The 15,986-nt window shown below is 72.9% G+C and carries 20 protein-coding genes; 17 read left to right on the forward strand and 3 right to left on the reverse strand.

Going from position 1 to position 15,986, the window contains the following annotated elements; genetic code table 11:
• Positions 1–71: 71 nt before the first annotated feature.
• On the reverse strand, positions 72–1,679 hold the full coding sequence (locus ACIG36_RS04155) for an oxidoreductase (protein WP_399921509.1): 1,608 nt from the start codon (positions 1,677–1,679) through the stop codon (positions 72–74).
• Between the two features lie 169 nt (positions 1,680–1,848).
• On the opposite strand from ACIG36_RS04155, the gene hisD reads away from it, so the two are divergent.
• The 8 genes from hisD to hisF are packed head-to-tail and all read left to right on the forward strand — an operon-like array spanning position 1,849 to position 7,550.
• Positions 1,849–3,174 carry a histidinol dehydrogenase gene (gene hisD / locus ACIG36_RS04160; RefSeq protein WP_399921512.1) on the forward strand — a complete coding sequence of 442 codons (1,326 nt, stop codon included), beginning with the start codon at positions 1,849–1,851 and terminating at the stop codon, positions 3,172–3,174.
• Positions 3,171–4,277 (forward strand): histidinol-phosphate transaminase, encoded by a 1,107-nt coding sequence (locus ACIG36_RS04165; protein WP_399921515.1) that lies wholly within the window; start codon positions 3,171–3,173, stop codon positions 4,275–4,277. Before hisD ends, ACIG36_RS04165 begins: the two co-directional genes overlap by 4 nt.
• A complete protein-coding gene (gene hisB, locus ACIG36_RS04170; protein WP_399921518.1) occupies positions 4,274–4,867 on the forward strand; it encodes an imidazoleglycerol-phosphate dehydratase HisB in 594 nt (197 codons plus the stop codon). The genes ACIG36_RS04165 and hisB overlap by 4 nt, the downstream gene beginning before the upstream one ends.
• A complete protein-coding gene (locus ACIG36_RS04175) occupies positions 4,864–5,031 on the forward strand; it encodes a hypothetical protein (RefSeq protein ID WP_399921520.1) in 168 nt (55 codons plus the stop codon). The genes hisB and ACIG36_RS04175 overlap by 4 nt, the downstream gene beginning before the upstream one ends.
• On the forward strand, positions 5,028–5,672 hold the full coding sequence (hisH, locus tag ACIG36_RS04180; RefSeq protein ID WP_399921523.1) for an imidazole glycerol phosphate synthase subunit HisH: 645 nt from the start codon (positions 5,028–5,030) through the stop codon (positions 5,670–5,672). The genes ACIG36_RS04175 and hisH overlap by 4 nt, the downstream gene beginning before the upstream one ends.
• Positions 5,672–6,397 (forward strand): bifunctional 1-(5-phosphoribosyl)-5-((5-phosphoribosylamino)methylideneamino)imidazole-4-carboxamide isomerase/phosphoribosylanthranilate isomerase PriA, encoded by a 726-nt coding sequence (gene priA / locus ACIG36_RS04185; protein WP_399921526.1) that lies wholly within the window; start codon positions 5,672–5,674, stop codon positions 6,395–6,397. Before hisH ends, priA begins: the two co-directional genes overlap by 1 nt.
• Entirely contained in the window at positions 6,394–6,798 is a 405-nt protein-coding gene (locus ACIG36_RS04190) for a RidA family protein (RefSeq protein WP_399921529.1), read from the forward strand. The genes priA and ACIG36_RS04190 overlap by 4 nt, the downstream gene beginning before the upstream one ends.
• Positions 6,795–7,550: an imidazole glycerol phosphate synthase subunit HisF gene (gene hisF / locus ACIG36_RS04195; protein WP_399921532.1), complete on the forward strand. Its 756-nt coding sequence runs from the start codon at positions 6,795–6,797 to the stop codon at positions 7,548–7,550. Before ACIG36_RS04190 ends, hisF begins: the two co-directional genes overlap by 4 nt.
• 69 nt (positions 7,551–7,619) lie before the next feature.
• Here hisF and ACIG36_RS04200 read toward each other — a convergent pair whose 3' ends face one another.
• Positions 7,620–8,156 (reverse strand): DoxX family protein, encoded by a 537-nt coding sequence (locus ACIG36_RS04200; protein ID WP_399921535.1) that lies wholly within the window; start codon positions 8,154–8,156, stop codon positions 7,620–7,622.
• 73 nt (positions 8,157–8,229) lie between these two features.
• Positions 8,230–8,862, reverse strand: a complete 633-nt coding sequence (locus ACIG36_RS04205) for a TIGR03085 family metal-binding protein (RefSeq protein ID WP_399921538.1) — start codon at positions 8,860–8,862, stop codon at positions 8,230–8,232.
• Positions 8,863–8,950: 88 nt separating this feature from the next.
• Here ACIG36_RS04205 and hisI point away from each other — a divergent pair, with 88 nt between their 5' ends.
• The 9 genes from hisI to trpA all read left to right on the forward strand — a co-directional run bounded on the left by hisI (position 8,951) and on the right by trpA (position 15,909).
• Positions 8,951–9,316, forward strand: a complete 366-nt coding sequence (gene hisI / locus ACIG36_RS04210; RefSeq protein WP_399921540.1) for a phosphoribosyl-AMP cyclohydrolase — start codon at positions 8,951–8,953, stop codon at positions 9,314–9,316.
• An 11-nt stretch (positions 9,317–9,327) separates the two neighbouring features.
• On the forward strand, positions 9,328–10,839 hold the full coding sequence (locus tag ACIG36_RS04215; RefSeq protein WP_399921543.1) for an anthranilate synthase component I: 1,512 nt from the start codon (positions 9,328–9,330) through the stop codon (positions 10,837–10,839).
• Between the two features lie 209 nt (positions 10,840–11,048).
• Positions 11,049–11,633, forward strand: a complete 585-nt coding sequence (locus ACIG36_RS04220) for a TIGR02234 family membrane protein (RefSeq protein ID WP_399921547.1) — start codon at positions 11,049–11,051, stop codon at positions 11,631–11,633.
• 102 nt (positions 11,634–11,735) lie between these two features.
• Positions 11,736–11,963 (forward strand): HGxxPAAW family protein, encoded by a 228-nt coding sequence (locus ACIG36_RS04225; protein WP_399921550.1) that lies wholly within the window; start codon positions 11,736–11,738, stop codon positions 11,961–11,963.
• Between the two features lie 106 nt (positions 11,964–12,069).
• Entirely contained in the window at positions 12,070–12,513 is a 444-nt protein-coding gene (locus ACIG36_RS04230) for a DUF2752 domain-containing protein (RefSeq protein ID WP_399921553.1), read from the forward strand.
• A gap of 236 nt (positions 12,514–12,749) precedes the next feature.
• Entirely contained in the window at positions 12,750–13,559 is an 810-nt protein-coding gene (gene trpC / locus ACIG36_RS04235) for an indole-3-glycerol phosphate synthase TrpC (protein ID WP_399921556.1), read from the forward strand.
• 8 nt (positions 13,560–13,567) lie between these two features.
• Positions 13,568–13,801, forward strand: coding sequence for a tryptophan biosynthesis modulator TrpM (gene trpM / locus ACIG36_RS04240; RefSeq protein ID WP_399921559.1), 234 nt, complete (start codon positions 13,568–13,570; stop codon positions 13,799–13,801).
• A 45-nt stretch (positions 13,802–13,846) separates the two neighbouring features.
• Complete coding sequence (gene trpB / locus ACIG36_RS04245) at positions 13,847–15,094, forward strand: tryptophan synthase subunit beta (RefSeq protein ID WP_399921562.1); 1,248 nt, start codon at positions 13,847–13,849, stop codon at positions 15,092–15,094.
• Entirely contained in the window at positions 15,094–15,909 is an 816-nt protein-coding gene (gene trpA / locus ACIG36_RS04250) for a tryptophan synthase subunit alpha (protein ID WP_399921565.1), read from the forward strand. Before trpB ends, trpA begins: the two co-directional genes overlap by 1 nt.
• The last annotated feature ends 77 nt before the right edge of the window (positions 15,910–15,986 follow it).

Genomic DNA, 15,986 nt, shown 5'->3' on the forward strand with positions numbered 1-15,986 from the left:
CCGGTCGGGCCGGGGATTTCACCGGGGGCTGAGCGTGCCGTGGCCGCGCGGGCCCCCTCTCCCGGCCCGTCTCACTGCCGGCGCAGCAGGCGCGAGGCGCCCGCCGCTACCGTCGTGGCCAGGATCCAGCCCAGCAGGGTGAGCACCGCCACCACCCACTGCTGGCCGCCCGCCGGGCGCCAGGCGGTGCCCTGGCCGAGGTCGATGACCGGCAGCAGCAGGTCCAGGGTGTACAGCGCGGCGTTCCAGGCCGGGCCCTCGCCCTCCTTCAGCGCGGGCACCGGGCGGTAGGCGAAGTAGACGGCGCCCAGCGCCCACAGCACCGCCATCCACACCGCCGCCCGGCCGGGCCGGTAGCCGTAGGCCACCGTCCAGTCCTGCAGGTACCCCCAGGTCTTGCCGGCCAGCGGCAGCGTCTCGCGGCGGCGGCGCTGCTTGGCCAGCAGCACCGCCCGCGCGTCGGCGTCCTCGCCGCTGGTGCGCAGGGCGCCGGCCAGCCGCTCGTAGGGCTCCGGCGCGTACTCGGGTGTGGCCGCCGCCACCCAGTCCAGGCGGCGGGCCAGCGGGAAGGAGCCCAGCGGGATCAGGTTCTCGTAGGTGAAGCCGGCCATCACCAGCCCGCCCGGCCCCGGCCAGCTGTCGTACCGGTCGACGAGGTTGACCACCCGCGCCCCCGACAGCACCACCCGCCCGCGCTCCTGCCGCTCCCCCAGGAAGCGCAGCTCGGGTGTCTGGACGCGGCGCAGCGACAGCTCCTGGTCCGCCTCCATCACGAACCGGGCCTGGCTGAGGTCCACCGCGTCCCCGAACCGCCCGTCGTCCAGCCGGGCCCCGCCCAGGCACTCGAAGCGGCGCAGCCGGCCGGCGCGCTCGGGGGCGCCGGTGGTGGAGACGCCGTACGGGGGAGTGGTGACGCCCCCATGGCGCGAGCCGCCCAGGCCGGCAGAGGTGAGGTAGAGGGTGCGCTCGACGGTCAGCTGCGGGGCGTTGAGCGCGCGGCGGCCGTAGGGGTTGTTCAGGGTGGAGCCGCGCAGGCTGAGCGAGGCCCCTATCGTGGCGCCGCGCAGGCTCAGCTCGCCGTGCGAGCGCATCATCTCGGCCTGCAGGTCCTGTCCGACCGTCAGGCCGTCGGCGGCTATGGACAGCCCGCGCCGGTCGCGGCGCACCACCAGCTGGTTGAGCAGCAGGTCCGTGCCGATCTGGGCGTCGGTCAGGCGGATGCCGTGCTGGACGACGCAGCGGGGCAGGTGCAGGTCGCCCTCGGTGCGGATCCGGGCGGCCTCCACGCGCGGGATCGCGCAGCCGACCAGGCGCAGGGTGGTGAAGCTGGTCTCCGGCAGCAGCAGCTGCTGCTCGAAGCGGCAGTTGTGCAGCTCGACGTAGGGCACGACGGTGCCGCCGGACAGGTCGAGGGTGCCGGTGATCTGCACGCCGTTGAGCTTGAGCGCCGCCACCCGGCCGGGGCGGGCCGAGGGGCCGTCGAGCAGCAGCAGGGCGACGACGCGGGCACGCACGCTGCGCTCGGGGCCCCAGGTGTAGGGGGCGGCGGGATCGTTCTGTTCGGGGGAGGAGGTGCGCAGGTCGAGGGTGGTGCCGTTGCGGAACGCCTCCCACATCTCCCGCTCGACCGCGGTGGGCTCCAGTCCGGCGGGCGGCTCCCCGTCGCGTGGCTCGCTCACGCCCTTCCCCCTCCCGTTACCGGGCCTTTTCCCGCCCGGTGACCGGTTGAACACCGGCGGTGAGGGACGATTGTCCGTCCTCGGTCAGAAAAAGATCAACTCTTTGGCCCTGTATCACTGAGTGGTACGGGGAGCCGTGCGACAGGGCGGGTCTGAGACAATTGCACGTGTGATCTCCCGAATCGATCTGCGCGGCGACGCCTTCCCTGTGAACGGCATCGACCGCGACCTGCTGCCCCGTGCCGAGCTCGACGTCGAGGCCGCCCTGGAGAAGGTGCGGCCCATCTGCGACGACGTGCATCATCGCGGCACCGCGGCACTGATCGACTACGCGGAACGCTTCGACGGCGTGCGGATCGACCGGGTGCGGGTGCCGGCCGACGCCATCGCCCGTGCCCTCGAGGAGCTGGATCCGGCCGTCCGGGCTGCTCTCGAGGAGTCCATCCGCCGCGCCCGCATCGTCCACCGCGAGCAGCGCCGCACCGACACCACCGTCCAGGTCGTGCCCGGCGGCACGGTCACCGAGCGCTGGGTGCCCGTCGAGCGCGTCGGCCTCTACGTGCCGGGCGGCCGGTCCGTCTACCCCTCGTCCGTGATCATGAACGTGGTGCCGGCCCAGGAGGCGGGCGTCGCCTCCATGGCCGTGTCCTCCCCGCCCCAGGCCGACTTCGGCGGGCTGCCGCACCCCACGATCCTGGCCGCCTGCGCGCTGCTGGGCATCGACGAGGTGTACGCGGCCGGCGGCGCCCAGGCCGTCGCCATGTTCGCCTACGGCACCGACGAGTGCCGCCCCGTCAACATGGTCACCGGCCCCGGCAACATCTGGGTCGCCGCCGCCAAGCGCCTGCTCAAGGGCCGCATCGGCATCGACGCCGAGGCCGGCCCGACCGAGATCGCGGTCCTCGCCGACCGCACCGCCGACCCGGTGCACGTCGCCGCCGACCTGATCAGCCAGGCCGAGCACGACCCGCTGGCCGCCTCCGTGCTCGTCACCGACTCCGAGGAGCTCGCGAGCGCCGTCGAGAAGGAGCTCGAGGCCCAGGTCGCGGCCACCCGGCACGTCGAGGACCGCATCGTGCCCGCCCTGGGCGGGCGCCAGTCCGGCATCGTGCTGGTCGACGGCATCGAGCAGGGCCTCGCGGTCGTCGACGCCTACGCGGCCGAACACCTGGAGATCCAGACCGAGAACGCCGCCGCCGTCGCCGCCCGTGTGCGCAACGCGGGCGCGATCTTCGTCGGCCCGTACGCCCCTGTCTCGCTCGGCGACTACGCCGCCGGCTCCAACCACGTCCTGCCCACCGGCGGCTGTGCCTGCCACTCCTCGGGGCTCTCGGTCCAGTCCTTCCTGCGCGGCATCCACGTCGTGGACTACACCCGCGAGGCCCTGGCCGAGATCGCCGGGCACGTGGTGACGCTCGCCGAGGCGGAGGACCTGCCCGCGCACGGCGCGGCCATCAGGGCGAGGTTCGACTGGAAGGTTCCGGACAGCAAGTGACCGGTATTGACGACCTCCCGATCCGGGACGAACTGCGCGGCAAGTCCCCGTACGGCGCCCCCCAGCTCGACGTGCCCGTACGCCTGAACACCAACGAGAACCCCTACCCCCTGCCCGAGCCCCTCGTCGCCCGCATCGCCGAGCGCGTCGCCGAGGCCGCCCGGCACCTCAACCGCTACCCCGACCGGGACGCGGTCGAGCTGCGCACCGAGCTGGCCAAGTACCTCACCCGCACCACGGGCCACGAGGTCACCATGGCCGGCGTCTGGGCCGCCAACGGCTCCAACGAGGTCATCCAGCAGCTGCTGCAGACCTTCGGCGGACCCGGCCGCACCGCCATCGGCTTCGAGCCCTCGTACTCGATGCACGCGCTGATCTCGCGCGGCACCGGCACCGGCTGGATCTCCGGCCCGCGCCGCGAGGACTTCACCATCGACGTCGACGCCGCCGAGGCCGCCATCGCGGAGCACCGGCCCGAGGTCGTCTTCATCTGCTCGCCGAACAACCCCACGGGCACGGCCGTCGACGCCGAGACCGTCGTACGGCTCCACGAGGCCGCGCAGGCCGCGAAGCCCTCGCTGGTCGTCGTCGACGAGGCGTACGGCGAGTTCAGCCACCGCCCCTCGCTGCTCCCGCTCATCGAGGGCCGGCCCAACCTGGTCGTCTCGCGCACCATGTCCAAGGCGTTCGGCGCGGCCGGGCTGCGCCTGGGCTACCTCGCCGCGCACCCTGCGGTGGTCGACGCCGTGCAGCTGGTCCGCCTGCCGTACCACCTGTCGGCCGTCACCCAGGCCACGGCGCTCGCCGCCCTGGAGCACACCGACACCCTGCTCGGCTACGTCGAGCAGCTCAAGGCCGAGCGCGACCGCATCGTCACCGAGCTGCGCGCCATGGGCTGCGAAGTGACCGATTCCGACGCCAACTTCGTCCAGTTCGGGCGCTTCGACGACAGCCACGCCGCCTGGCAGGCCATCCTCGACCACGGAGTCCTGGTACGGGACAACGCCGTCCCCGGATGGCTGCGGGTCACCGCGGGCACCCCCGCCGAGAACGACGCGTTCCTGGACGCCGTACGCGCCATTCGCAAGGAGAGCAACTCATGAGCCGCGTTGGGCGCGTCGAGCGCACCACCAAGGAGACGTCCGTCCTGGTCGAGATCGACCTCGACGGCACCGGGCAGGTCGACGTGTCGACCGGGGTCGGCTTCTACGACCACATGCTGGACCAGCTCGGCCGCCACGGCCTCTTCGACCTCACCGTCAAGACCGACGGCGACCTGCACATCGACACCCACCACACCATCGAGGACACCGCCCTCGCGCTCGGCGCCGCCTTCCGGCAGGCGCTCGGCGACAAGGTGGGCATCTACCGGTTCGGCAACTGCACCGTGCCCCTGGACGAATCCCTCGCCCAGGTCACCGTGGACCTCTCCGGCCGCCCCTACCTCGTGCACACCGAGCCCGAGAACATGGCGCCGATGATCGGCAGCTACGACACGACGATGACCCGGCACATCCTGGAGTCCTTCGTCGCCCAGGCGCAGATCGCCCTGCACGTCCACGTCCCGTACGGGCGCAACGCCCACCACATCGTGGAGTGCCAGTTCAAGGCGCTGGCCCGCGCCCTGCGCTACGCGAGCGAGCGCGACCCGCGCGCCGCCGGAATCATCCCGTCCACGAAGGGTGCCCTGTGACCGGCCTGTCGACCGTACTCATAGTTGTCGGCCTGTTCCTCGTCGGCGGCATCGTCTCGTTCCTCAAGCAGGGCATGCCCAAGGGCGTGATCGTGCTGCTGGGGATCGCCGCGGCGATGTGCCTGACCGCCGGTGTGCTGCGTATCGAAGGGCTGTGGTCATGAGTTCCCCCGCCAAGAAGGTCGTCGTCTTCGACTACGGCTTCGGCAACGTCCGTTCCGCCGAGCGGGCCCTGGCCCACGCCGGCGCGGACGTCGAGATCACCCGTGACTACGACCGGGCGATGAACGCCGACGGGCTGCTCGTCCCCGGCGTCGGCGCGTTCGAGGCCTGCATGAAGGGGCTGCGCGCCGCGCGCGGCGACTGGATCATCGGGCGCCGGCTGTCCGGCGGCCGCCCCGTCATGGGCATCTGCGTCGGCATGCAGATCCTCTTCGAGCGCGGCATCGAGCACGGCGTCGAGACCGAGGGCCTCGACGAGTGGCCCGGCACCGTCGAGCCCCTCAAGGCCGACGTCGTGCCGCACATGGGCTGGAACACCGTCACCCCCGCCGAGGGCTCGCAGCTCTTCGCCGGCCTGGACGCCGCCACCCGCTACTACTTCGTGCACTCCTACGCCGTGCGCCAGTGGAGCCTCGAGGTCGGCAACCCCAACATCCGCGCCCCCAAGGTCTCCTGGGCCACCCACGGCGAGCCGTTCGTGGCCGCCGTGGAGAACGGGCCGCTGTGGGCCACCCAGTTCCACCCCGAGAAGTCCGGCGACGCCGGATCCCAGCTGCTGACCAACTGGATCGAGACGCTGTAATGCCGAAGCTTGAACTCCTGCCCGCCGTCGACGTACGCGACGGACAGGCCGTCCGCCTCGTCCACGGCGAGTCCGGCTCCGAGACCTCCTACGGCGACCCGCTCACCGCCGCGCGGGCCTGGCAGCGGGCCGGCGCCGAATGGCTGCACCTGGTCGACCTCGACGCCGCCTTCGGCACCGGCGACAACCGGGCGCAGGTCGCCGAGGTCGTCCGCGCCATGGACATCAAGGTAGAGCTGTCCGGCGGCATCCGGGACGACGCCTCGCTGGCCGCCGCCCTCGCCACCGGCTGCACCCGCGTCAACCTCGGCACCGCCGCCCTGGAGACCCCCGAGTGGGTCGCCAAGGTCATCGCCGAGCACGGCGACCGCATCGCCGTCGGCCTGGACGTCCGCGGCACCACCCTGCGCGGCCGCGGCTGGACCCGCGACGGCGGCGACCTCTACGAGACGCTCGCCCGCCTCGACTCCGAGGGCTGCGCCCGCTACGTCGTCACCGACATCGCCAAGGACGGCACGCTCCAGGGCCCCAACCTCGAGCTGCTGAAGAACGTCTGCGCCGCCACCGACAAGCCGGTCGTGGCCTCCGGCGGCGTCTCCTCCCTTGACGACCTGCGCGCGATCGCCACCCTGGTACCGGAGGGTGTCGAAGGCGCCATCGTCGGAAAGGCCCTCTACGCCAAGGCGTTCACCTTGGAAGAGGCCCTGGAGGCAGTGTCCGTATGAGCGAATCCCCGGTACCGCGGCGCGTGCAGACAGACAGCCCCTGGGAAGAGGCGATCGGCTTCGCACGTGCCGTCGCGGCCGGGGACCTGGTGCTCGTCGCCGGGACGATGCCGCTGGTCAAGGGCGTCCTCCACGGCGAGGGCGACCCGTACGAGCAGACGCTGGTGGCCTTCGGCAACGCCCTCGAGGCGCTGAAGCACTTCGGCCTCGGACCCGAGGCCGTCGTCCGCACCCGCATGTACCTCACCCACGCGCGCGACGTCGACGCTGTCGGCCGGGCCCACAAGGAGCTCTTCGAGGGCGTCCGGCCCGCCTCGACCATGGTCGTGGTCTCCGGCTTCGTCGACTCGCGCGTACTGGTGGAAGTAGAAGTAGAAGCATTCAGAGGAGAATCGGCGTGACCCTCGCCGTCCGAGTGATCCCCTGCCTGGACGTGGACAACGGCCGGGTCGTCAAGGGCGTCAACTTCCAGAACCTGCGCGACGCGGGCGACCCCGTCGAGATGGCCCGCCTCTACGGGCAGGAGGGCGCCGACGAGCTGACCTTCCTCGACATCACCGCCTCCTCCGGCAACCGCGAGACGACGTACGACGTCGTGCGCCGCACCGCCGAGGAGGTCTTCATCCCGCTGACCGTCGGCGGCGGCGTCCGCAGCGCCGAGGACGTCGACAAGCTGCTGCGCGCCGGTGCGGACAAGGTCGGCGTCAACACGGCGGCGATCGAGCGCCCCGAGCTGATCCGCGAGATCGCGGAGCGCTTCGGCCGCCAGGTGCTGGTGCTGTCCGTCGACGCCCGGCGGACCGCCTCCGGCTCGTTCGAGGTCACCACGCACGGCGGCCGGCGCGGCACCGGCATGGACGCCGTGGAGTGGGCCCACCGGGCCGCCGAGCTCGGCGCCGGCGAGATCCTGCTGAACTCCATGGACGCCGACGGCACCAAGGACGGCTACGACACCGAGATGATCACGGCCGTGCGCCGCCACGTCACGGTCCCCGTCATCGCCAGCGGCGGCGCGGGCCGCCTCGAGCACTTCGCCCCGGCCGTCGAAGCGGGCGCGGACGCGGTGCTGGCCGCGTCGGTCTTCCACTTCGGCGACCTGCGGATCGCCGACGTCAAGGACGCGCTGAAGGAGGCGGGCCACCCGGTCCGCTAGGGCGTACGGAGGCCCGGTCCGGGTCCGGGGCGGCGCGCCCCGGACCCGGACACCCCCTAGTCCTTGCCCTCAGTCCTTGATCAGCAGGAACACCGCCCCCACGACCACCGCCAGCGCGATCGCGGCCACCCCGTACGCCAGCCGGTGCGTCCGCAGGACCGGCAGGTAGCGGTCCACCGCGTACGCCCCGGGGCCGGTCAGCGCCAGCGCGGTCGCGCAGAGGGCCACCAGAAGGGTGAACTCGACGCCCTTGGGCAGGAAGAACTCTCCCCACGTCACCCCGAGCGCGTTGACCATCGTGCCCAGGATCGCGGCCGCCGCCAGCGGGGTCAGGAACCCCAGGATCAGCCCCAGCCCGCCCAGCGTCTCGCTCAGCCCGGCGATCAGCGCCATGGCCTTGCCCCGGGGGTAGCCCGCCTCGCTGAAGAACTTCCCCGTCGTCTCCAGACCGGGACCGCCGAACCAGCCGAAGAGCTTCTGCGTGCCGTGCCCCACCATGATGATCCCCACCATGAGGCGCAGCAGCAGGAGCCCCAGCGAGAGGCCGGTGTGCGACGAGGCCGCGTGCGGGCTGTCGCCGAACAGGGTTCTGCTACGGAAAGACATGGTCGACGCCTTCTTCCGGTTCTTCCGGGTCTTCCGGTTCTTCCGGGTCGGATATCCGTGCGGCCCCCGAGCCTCAGATACCCAGTTTCGCCCCACGGAGCTTCGTCAGCGCGTCCTGGTCACCCTCCGTGTCCACCCGTGCCGCGTCCTGGCGGCCGAAGGCGAACAGTGTCAGCTCGCCGGGCCCCGCGGTGACCGTCACCACCGGCACGCCCCGGTGCGCGACGGCGGTGCGCCCGTCCGGCCGTCTGAGCACCAGCCCCACCGGCGACCTGCGGCCGAGCAGCCTGGCCGAGCGCTCCAGCCGGCTCCACAGGGCGTCCTCGAAGACCGGGTCGAGCTCGCGCGGCGTCCAGTCCGGCTGGGCCCGGCGCACGTCCTCGGTGTGCACGAAGAACTCGACGGTGTTGGCCGCCTCGTCCACCGGCTTGAGCGCGTACGGCGACAGGCGCGGCGGCCCGGTGCGGATGAGCTGGATCAGCTCCTCGTACGGCTTGGCCGCGAACTCCGCCTGCACCCGTTCCAGGCGGGCGGCCAGTGGCTTGAACACGATGCCGGCGGCCGCGTCGGAGCGCCGCTCGCGCACCACGACGTGCGCGGCGAGGTCACGGGTGCGCCAGTCGGCACAGAGTGTGGGGGCGTCGGGGCCCGTCATCTCCAACAGATCGGCGAGGAGCAGACGTTCGCGCTGGGCATGAGTTGACATGCCGTCACCCTACGACCGGGTAACGCGCCGGGCCACGGTGCCGCGCCACACCCCGGCGGCACTCCGGTGACCAGGCACAATGGGAGGCATGACCGGCAACGCCCGACCCTCCGCACTCGATCCCGCCATCGCCGCGCGCCTCAAGCGCAGCGCCGACGGCCTGGTCCCCGCCATCGCCCAGCAGTACGACACCGGCGAGGTCCTCATGCTCGGCTGGATGGACGACGAGGCCCTGCACCGCACCCTGACCACCGGCCGCTGCACCTACTGGAGCCGCAGCCGCAACGAGTACTGGGTCAAGGGCGACACCTCCGGGCACGTCCAGCTGGTCAAGTCCGTGGCCCTCGACTGCGACGCGGACACCATCCTGGTGAAGGTCGACCAGACCGGCCCGGCCTGTCACACCGGGACGCGCACCTGTTTCGATTCCGGTTCGCTCCCTCTGGACCAGTAGGCTCCGCTGCCATGGCTGCCATCGTCCCCGACGCCCCCACCTTCCGGATGCTCGCGAAGGACCGCCGGGTCATCCCCGTCACCCGCCGCTTCCTCGCCGACGGCGACACGCCCGTGGGTCTGTACCGCAAGCTGGGGGCCGAGCGACCGGGCACCTTCCTGCTGGAGTCCGCCGAGAACGGCCGCACCTGGTCGCGCTACTCCTTCATCGGCGTGCGCAGCGCCGCCACCCTCACCGTGCGCGACGGGCAGGCCCACTGGCTGGGCACGCCGCCCGTGGGCGTCCCCACCGACGGCGACCCCCTGGCGGCCCTGCGGGCCACCGTCGAGGCCCTGCACACCCCGCGCGACCTCATAGAGGGTGCCGGGATGCCGCCGTTCACCGGCGGCATGGTGGGCTATCTGGGCTACGACATCGTCCGCCGGCTCGAGAAGATCGGCGAGCACCCCGGCGGCGCCGGGCCGGACGCCCTGGACCTGCCCGAGCTGACCATGCTCCTCACCTCGGACCTCGCCGTCCTCGACCACTGGAACGGCACGGTCCTGCTGATCGCCAACGCGATCAACCACAACGACCTCGAGACGGGCGTCGACGAGGCGTACGCGGACGCCGTCGCCCGCCTCGACGCGATGGCCGCTGACCTGCGCCGCCCGGTCCCCTCCGACCCCACCACCCTGCCGCCCTCCGAGCTGCCCGGGTACACCGCCCGCTGGGGCGGCGCCGACTACATGGAGGCCGTGGAGGACATCAAGGAGCGCATCCGCGCGGGCGAGGCCTTCCAGGTCGTCCCCTCGCAGCGGTTCGAGACCCCCTGCACCGCCTCGGCGCTCGACGTCTACCGGGTGCTGCGGGCCACCAACCCCAGCCCGTACATGTACCTGCTGCGGTTCGACGGGTTCGACGTGGTCGGCTCCAGCCCCGAGGCACTGGTCAAGGTCGAGGACGGGCACGCGATGCTGCACCCCATCGCCGGCACCCGCCCGCGCGGCGCCACCCCGCAGGCCGACGCGGCCCTCGCCGAGGAACTGCTGGCCGACCCCAAGGAACGCGCCGAGCACCTGATGCTCGTCGACCTCGGCCGCAACGACCTGGGCCGGGTCTGCGAGCCCGGCAGCGTCGAGGTCGTCGACTTCATGTCGATCGAGCGCTACAGCCATGTGATGCACATCGTCTCCACGGTGACCGGCCGCCTCGCCGAGGGCCGCACCGCCTTCGACGTGCTCACCGCCTGCTTCCCCGCCGGCACGCTCTCCGGCGCGCCCAAGCCGCGCGCCATGCAGATCATCGAGGAGCTGGAACCGGCCCCCCGGGGCCTGTACGGCGGCTGCGTCGGCTACCTCGACTTCGCCGGGGACTCCGACACCGCCATCGCCATCCGCACCGCCCTCCTCCGCGACGGCACCGCCTACGTCCAAGCGGGCGCGGGCGTCGTGGCCGACTCCGACCCGACAGCGGAAGACGCCGAATGCCGCAACAAGGCGGCAGCGGTCCTGAGGGCGGTACACACGGCGAACAGGCTGTAGCCGCCCGGTTGTGGGCAGTCGTCCGCCCGGTTGTGGGCAGTCGTTCCGCTGGGGCTGGGGGCACCTCCCAGCGGTAGCTGGGGGAGGGTGGGCACAACCGGACCACCGGCCGGCACCCCGCGGGTACCCCAGCAGACCCGCACCTCGGCCGACCAGCGATAGTGGTACACGTGACCGCAGCCGTACCTCGCCCCCACCCCCGAAGCCGCATGAGCCTCGCTGCCGCCCTCATCGGCGGAGCCGCCGGCGCCGCCCTCGTCCTCTTCGCAACGGGCCGCACCTGGGCGAACGGCACCGCCCCAGCGGCCCAGGGCACACTCCCCCAGCACGCCACCGGCCAGGACGTGACCGCCCTGCCCGGCGCCCTGGCCGTCGTCGGCCTCGCCGCGCTCGTCGCCGTCTTCGCCGTGCGCCGCGCCGGCCGCGTGATCGTGGCGGCGCTCCTGGCCCTCAGCGGCGCCGGAATCGTCGCAGGCGCAGCCCTCGGCGCCGGCGACACCTCGGCGCTGGAGGAGAAGGCCGCCAAGGTCGCCGGCAACACCCAGGCCGCGATCGACAACGTCACCCACACCGCCTGGCCCTGGGTCGCCGTCGCCGGCGGCGTGCTGCTCCTGCTCGCCGGGCTGCTCGCCCTGCGCTACGGACGCCACTGGCCCGCCATGTCCGGCCGGTACGAGCGCGACGGCACCCCGCGCCCGCGCCGCCCGCGCACCGCGCCCGACCCGGACCGGCCCGAGGAACTGTGGAAGGCCCTCGACCGCGGCGAGGACCCCACCGGCGAAGCCGGCCGGTGAGACACGGTCAACCCCGGCGCACGGCGGCCCGGGGCGTCGGGGACAATGGCCCCGAGCGATCTCTGCGCCCGCAGGCGCGTCACAGCAACGAGGAGTCAACTCATGTCGGCTAGCGACCACGGCCACACCCCTGCCGCCTGGACCGGCGTCACCATCGCCTTCATCGGCTTCTGCATCTCGGGCGCGTTCGTCGTGATGGCGAAGCCCGTCGGCTTCTGGGCCGGCATGGTCGTGGTCGCCCTCGGCGGCGTCGTCGGCCTGATCATGCGGGGCATGGGCATGGGCCAGGCCCCCAAGGGCTCCGCGAAGCCCCAGGTGCAGAAGGCCTGACCGGCCTTTCGCCCGCCCCGCCCAAGGCGCGGCCCCGGGCCCGTACGGACGTCACGAACCGGGCCCTGAGCTGCGCCTTCGTGCATTTCGGCGGACACTGCTCGATGTGAGCGCTCCATCACGCGGCCCCGCCCTCCGGCCCGCGGACCGGCCCCTGGCGCGGCGCCTGGTGGCGCCGCTCGGCGTGGCCGCCGGGCTGGGCGCCGCCGTCGGCTGGGTCGCGGCCGTCGACCCCAACCGTCCCGGTCGTTACCCCGCCTGCCCGCTGCTGCGTTGGACGGGCCTGTACTGCCCCGGCTGCGGCGGCCTGCGGGGCCTGCACGCCCTCGCCCACGGTGACCTGGTCACCGCGCTGGGTGCCAATGCCCTGGCGGTGGCCGGCTACGCCGCCTTCGCCGCGCTCTGGGCGGCGTGGCTGGTCCGGGCCGTCCGGGCGGAAGGGGGTATGCCGCCGGTGGTGCGGGCACGCCACTGGTGGGCGGCGGCCGTACTGGTGGTCGCCTTCACCCTCGTACGGAACCTGCCGGCGGGATCCGCGCTCGCACCCTGAAGCGCACACCGGAACGCACCCGGACGCACCCGGACGCCGCGCCGGACGGCTCCATGGAGGTCCGCCGGGCGTCCGTCAGCCGTCCGTCAGCCGTCCATTCGTAGGTCCGCCTGGTGGGACCTGCGTCAACCGGATGCGAAACCTTCGCCTTCCGGCAAGTACCATCGCAGTGCCTGGTGAGGTGATATCGGACCGCACCAGCCCAGACCATCCGAGTCCGGAAGGGGGCCGCTCGCGTGAGTGTGCTCGACGAGATCATCGACGGAGTCCGTGCCGACCTCGCGGAGCGGCAGGCGCGCGTCAGCCTCGACGAGCTCAAGGAGCGCGCGGCGAAGGCCCCGCAGGCCAGGGACGGGGCCGCCGCCCTGCGCGGCGAGAACGTCAGCGTGATCTGCGAGGTCAAGCGCTCCAGCCCGTCCAAGGGCGCGCTCGCCGCGATCGCCGACCCCGCCGGGCTCGCCGCCGACTACGAGGCGGGCGGCGCGGCCGTGATCAGCGTGCTGACCGAGCAGCGCCGCTTCGGCGGCTCGCTCGCCGACCTCGAGGCCGTCCGCGCCAAGGTCGACATCCCGATCCTGCGCAAGGACTTCATCGTCACCGCCTACCAGCTGTGGGAGGCGCGCGCGTACGGGGCCGACCTGGCCCTGCTGATCGTCGCCGCCCTCGAGCAGGAGGCCCTGGTCTCCCTGATCGAGCGGGCCGAGTCCATCGGGCTGACCCCGCTGGTCGAGGTGCACGACGAGGAGGAGGTCCAGCGCGCGGTGGACGCCGGCGCCCGCGTCATCGGCGTCAACGCCCGCAACCTCAAGACGCTCGAGGTCGACCGCGGCACGTTCGCCCGCGTCGCCCCCGAGATCCCCGACGGCATCATCAAGATCGCCGAGTCCGGGGTGCGCGGCCCGCACGACCTGATCGCCTACGCCAACGACGGCGCGGACGCCGTCCTGGTCGGCGAGTCCCTGGTCACCGGGCGCGACCCCAAGGGCGCCGTCGCCGATCTCGTCGCGGCCGGCGCGCACCCGGCCCTGCGGCACGGGCGGAGCTGACGCCTCGGATGACGAGCCGCCGCACCCGTCGCACGGGGCCGGGCCGCAGCCCGGCCCCCGCCGGTGTGCCCGCGGCCGGGCTGCCCGCCCACGACCCGTACGCGCGCCTGGCCCGGGGCTGCCGCCCGCGCGGCTGCCGCGCGCCCGCGCGCCGCGTGCGCGGCCGCCGGGTGAGGTACCACATCGGCTGTGAGCCGGGGCAGGTCAACGGGCGCCGATGGCGTACGACGGCTGCGCAGTAGCAGCCGGCCGTAGTCGTCCGCCCACATCTGCACAGGAGCCCGTCAGTGTCTTCTGACTTCTTCTTCGTTCCCGACCCCGAAGGCCAAGTACCCGACTCGCGCGGCTACTTCGGCGCCTTCGGCGGCAAGTTCATCCCCGAGGCCCTCGTCGCCGCCGTCGACGAGGTCGCCGCCGAGTACGAGAAGGCCAAGGCCGACCCCGCCTTCGCCGCCGAGCTCAACGAGCTCATGGTCAACTACACCGGGCGCCCCAGCGCGCTCACCGAGGTGCCGCGCTTCGCCGAACACGCGGGCGGCGCCCGGATCTTCCTCAAGCGCGAGGACCTCAACCACACCGGCTCGCACAAGATCAACAACGTGCTGGGCCAGGCGCTGCTCACCAAGCGGATGGGCAAGACCCGCGTCATCGCCGAGACCGGAGCCGGCCAGCACGGCGTGGCGACCGCCACCGCCTGCGCCCTCTTCGGCCTCGAGTGCACCATCTACATGGGCGAGGTCGACACCGAGCGCCAGGCGCTGAACGTCGCCCGGATGCGGATGCTCGGCGCCGAGGTCGTCGCTGTGAAGTCCGGCAGCCGCACCCTGAAGGACGCCATCAACGAGGCGTTCCGCGACTGGGTCGCCAACGTCGACCGCACCCACTACCTCTTCGGCACGGTCGCCGGCCCGCACCCCTTCCCGGCGCTGGTCCGCGACTTCCACCGGGTCATCGGCGTCGAGGCCCGCCGCCAGATCCTCGACCGCGCCGGCCGGCTGCCGGACGCGGCCGTGGCCTGCGTCGGCGGCGGCTCCAACGCCATCGGCCTCTTCCACGCCTTCCTGCCCGACGAGGGCGTCCGCCTCATCGGCTGCGAGCCGGGCGGCCACGGCGTCGAGACCGGCGAGCACGCGGCCACCCTCACCCAGGGCACGCCCGGCATCCTGCACGGCTCGCGGTCGTACGTTCTGCAGGACGAGGACGGCCAGATCACCGAGCCGTACTCGATCTCGGCCGGGCTGGACTACCCCGGCATCGGCCCGGAGCACTCCTACCTCAAGGACACCGGCCGCGCCGAGTACCGGGCCGTCACCGACGACGACGCCATGCAGGCGCTGCGTCTGCTCTCGCGCACCGAGGGCATCATCCCGGCCATCGAGAGCGCCCACGCGCTCGCCGGCGCCCTCGAGCTGGGGCGTGAACTCGGCAAGGACGGGCTGATCCTGGTCAACCTCTCCGGGCGCGGCGACAAGGACATGGACACGGCGGCCCGCTACTTCGGGCTGTACGACAACGACGCTGCGGGGGCCGAGTGATGGCGGGCAACATCGAACTGCTGGGCTCGGTCCTGGCCGCGGCCAAGGCGGAGAACCGCGCCGCGCTCGTCGGCTACCTGCCGGCCGGCTTCCCCACCGTCGACGACGGCGTACGGGCCGTCACCGCGATGCTCGACGGCGGCTGCGACGTCGTCGAGGTCGGCCTGCCGCACAGCGACCCGGTCCTGGACGGTCCGGTCATCCAGACCGCCGACGACATCGCCCTGCGCGGCGGCATCAAGATCAGCGACGTCATCCGCACGGTGCGGGAGGCGCACGAGATCACCGGCGCCCCGGTGCTGTGCATGACGTACTGGAACCCGGTCGACGCCTACGGCGTGGAGCGGTTCGCCGCCGACCTCGCCGCCGCCGGGGGAGCGGGCTGCATCCTGCCGGACCTGCCGGTCGAGGAGTCCGAGGTCTGGCGCAAGGCCGCCGAACAGCACGGCCTGGCCACCGTGTTCGTGGTCGCGCCCAGCAGCCGCGACGAACGCCTCGCCAAGATCACGGCGGCGGGCAGCGGCTTCGTCTACGCCGCCTCCCTGATGGGCGTCACCGGCACCCGGGAGTCGGTGGGCCGCGAGGCCGAGGAACTGGTGGCCCGCACCCGCGCGGTCACCTCGATGCCGGTCTGCGTCGGCCTCGGCGTCTCCAACGCCGAACAGGCCGCCGAGGTCGCCCAGTTCGCGGACGGCGTCATCGTCGGCTCGGCCTTCGTCAAGCGCCTGCTGGACGCCCCGGACCTGGAGTCCGGCCTGGCGGCGGTGCGCACCCTCGCGGGTGAACTGGCCGAAGGCGTACGCAAGCGCGGGTGACCCTTTGGGTGGGTAACTCTTTGAGCGGGTAACCCTTTGGAGGGAAACGACGACCGGGGGCGCGCTGCGGCGCGCCC

Source organism: Streptomyces sp. NPDC053048, from assembly GCF_044547045.1.
Lineage (GTDB): Bacteria > Actinomycetota > Actinomycetes > Streptomycetales > Streptomycetaceae > Streptomyces.

Bases quoted from the DNA above. Each gene is read 5' to 3' on its own strand.
- hisB (WP_399921518.1), top strand. From the start codon at position 4,274: ATGAGCCGCGTTGGGCGCGTCGAGCGCACCACCAAGGAGACGTCCGTC.
- hisH (WP_399921523.1), top strand. From the start codon at position 5,028: ATGAGTTCCCCCGCCAAGAAGGTCGTCGTCTTCGACTACGGCTTCGGC.
- priA (WP_399921526.1), top strand. From the start codon at position 5,672: ATGCCGAAGCTTGAACTCCTGCCCGCCGTCGACGTACGCGACGGACAG.
- ACIG36_RS04190 (WP_399921529.1), top strand. From the start codon at position 6,394: ATGAGCGAATCCCCGGTACCGCGGCGCGTGCAGACAGACAGCCCCTGG.
- ACIG36_RS04200 (WP_399921535.1), bottom strand. From the start codon at position 8,156: ATGTCTTTCCGTAGCAGAACCCTGTTCGGCGACAGCCCGCACGCGGCC.
- ACIG36_RS04205 (WP_399921538.1), bottom strand. From the start codon at position 8,862: ATGTCAACTCATGCCCAGCGCGAACGTCTGCTCCTCGCCGATCTGTTG.
- hisI (WP_399921540.1), top strand. From the start codon at position 8,951: ATGACCGGCAACGCCCGACCCTCCGCACTCGATCCCGCCATCGCCGCG.
- ACIG36_RS04215 (WP_399921543.1), top strand. From the start codon at position 9,328: ATGGCTGCCATCGTCCCCGACGCCCCCACCTTCCGGATGCTCGCGAAG.
- ACIG36_RS04220 (WP_399921547.1), top strand. From the start codon at position 11,049: ATGAGCCTCGCTGCCGCCCTCATCGGCGGAGCCGCCGGCGCCGCCCTC.
- ACIG36_RS04225 (WP_399921550.1), top strand. From the start codon at position 11,736: ATGTCGGCTAGCGACCACGGCCACACCCCTGCCGCCTGGACCGGCGTC.
- trpM (WP_399921559.1), top strand. From the start codon at position 13,568: ATGACGAGCCGCCGCACCCGTCGCACGGGGCCGGGCCGCAGCCCGGCC.
- trpA (WP_399921565.1), top strand. From the start codon at position 15,094: ATGGCGGGCAACATCGAACTGCTGGGCTCGGTCCTGGCCGCGGCCAAG.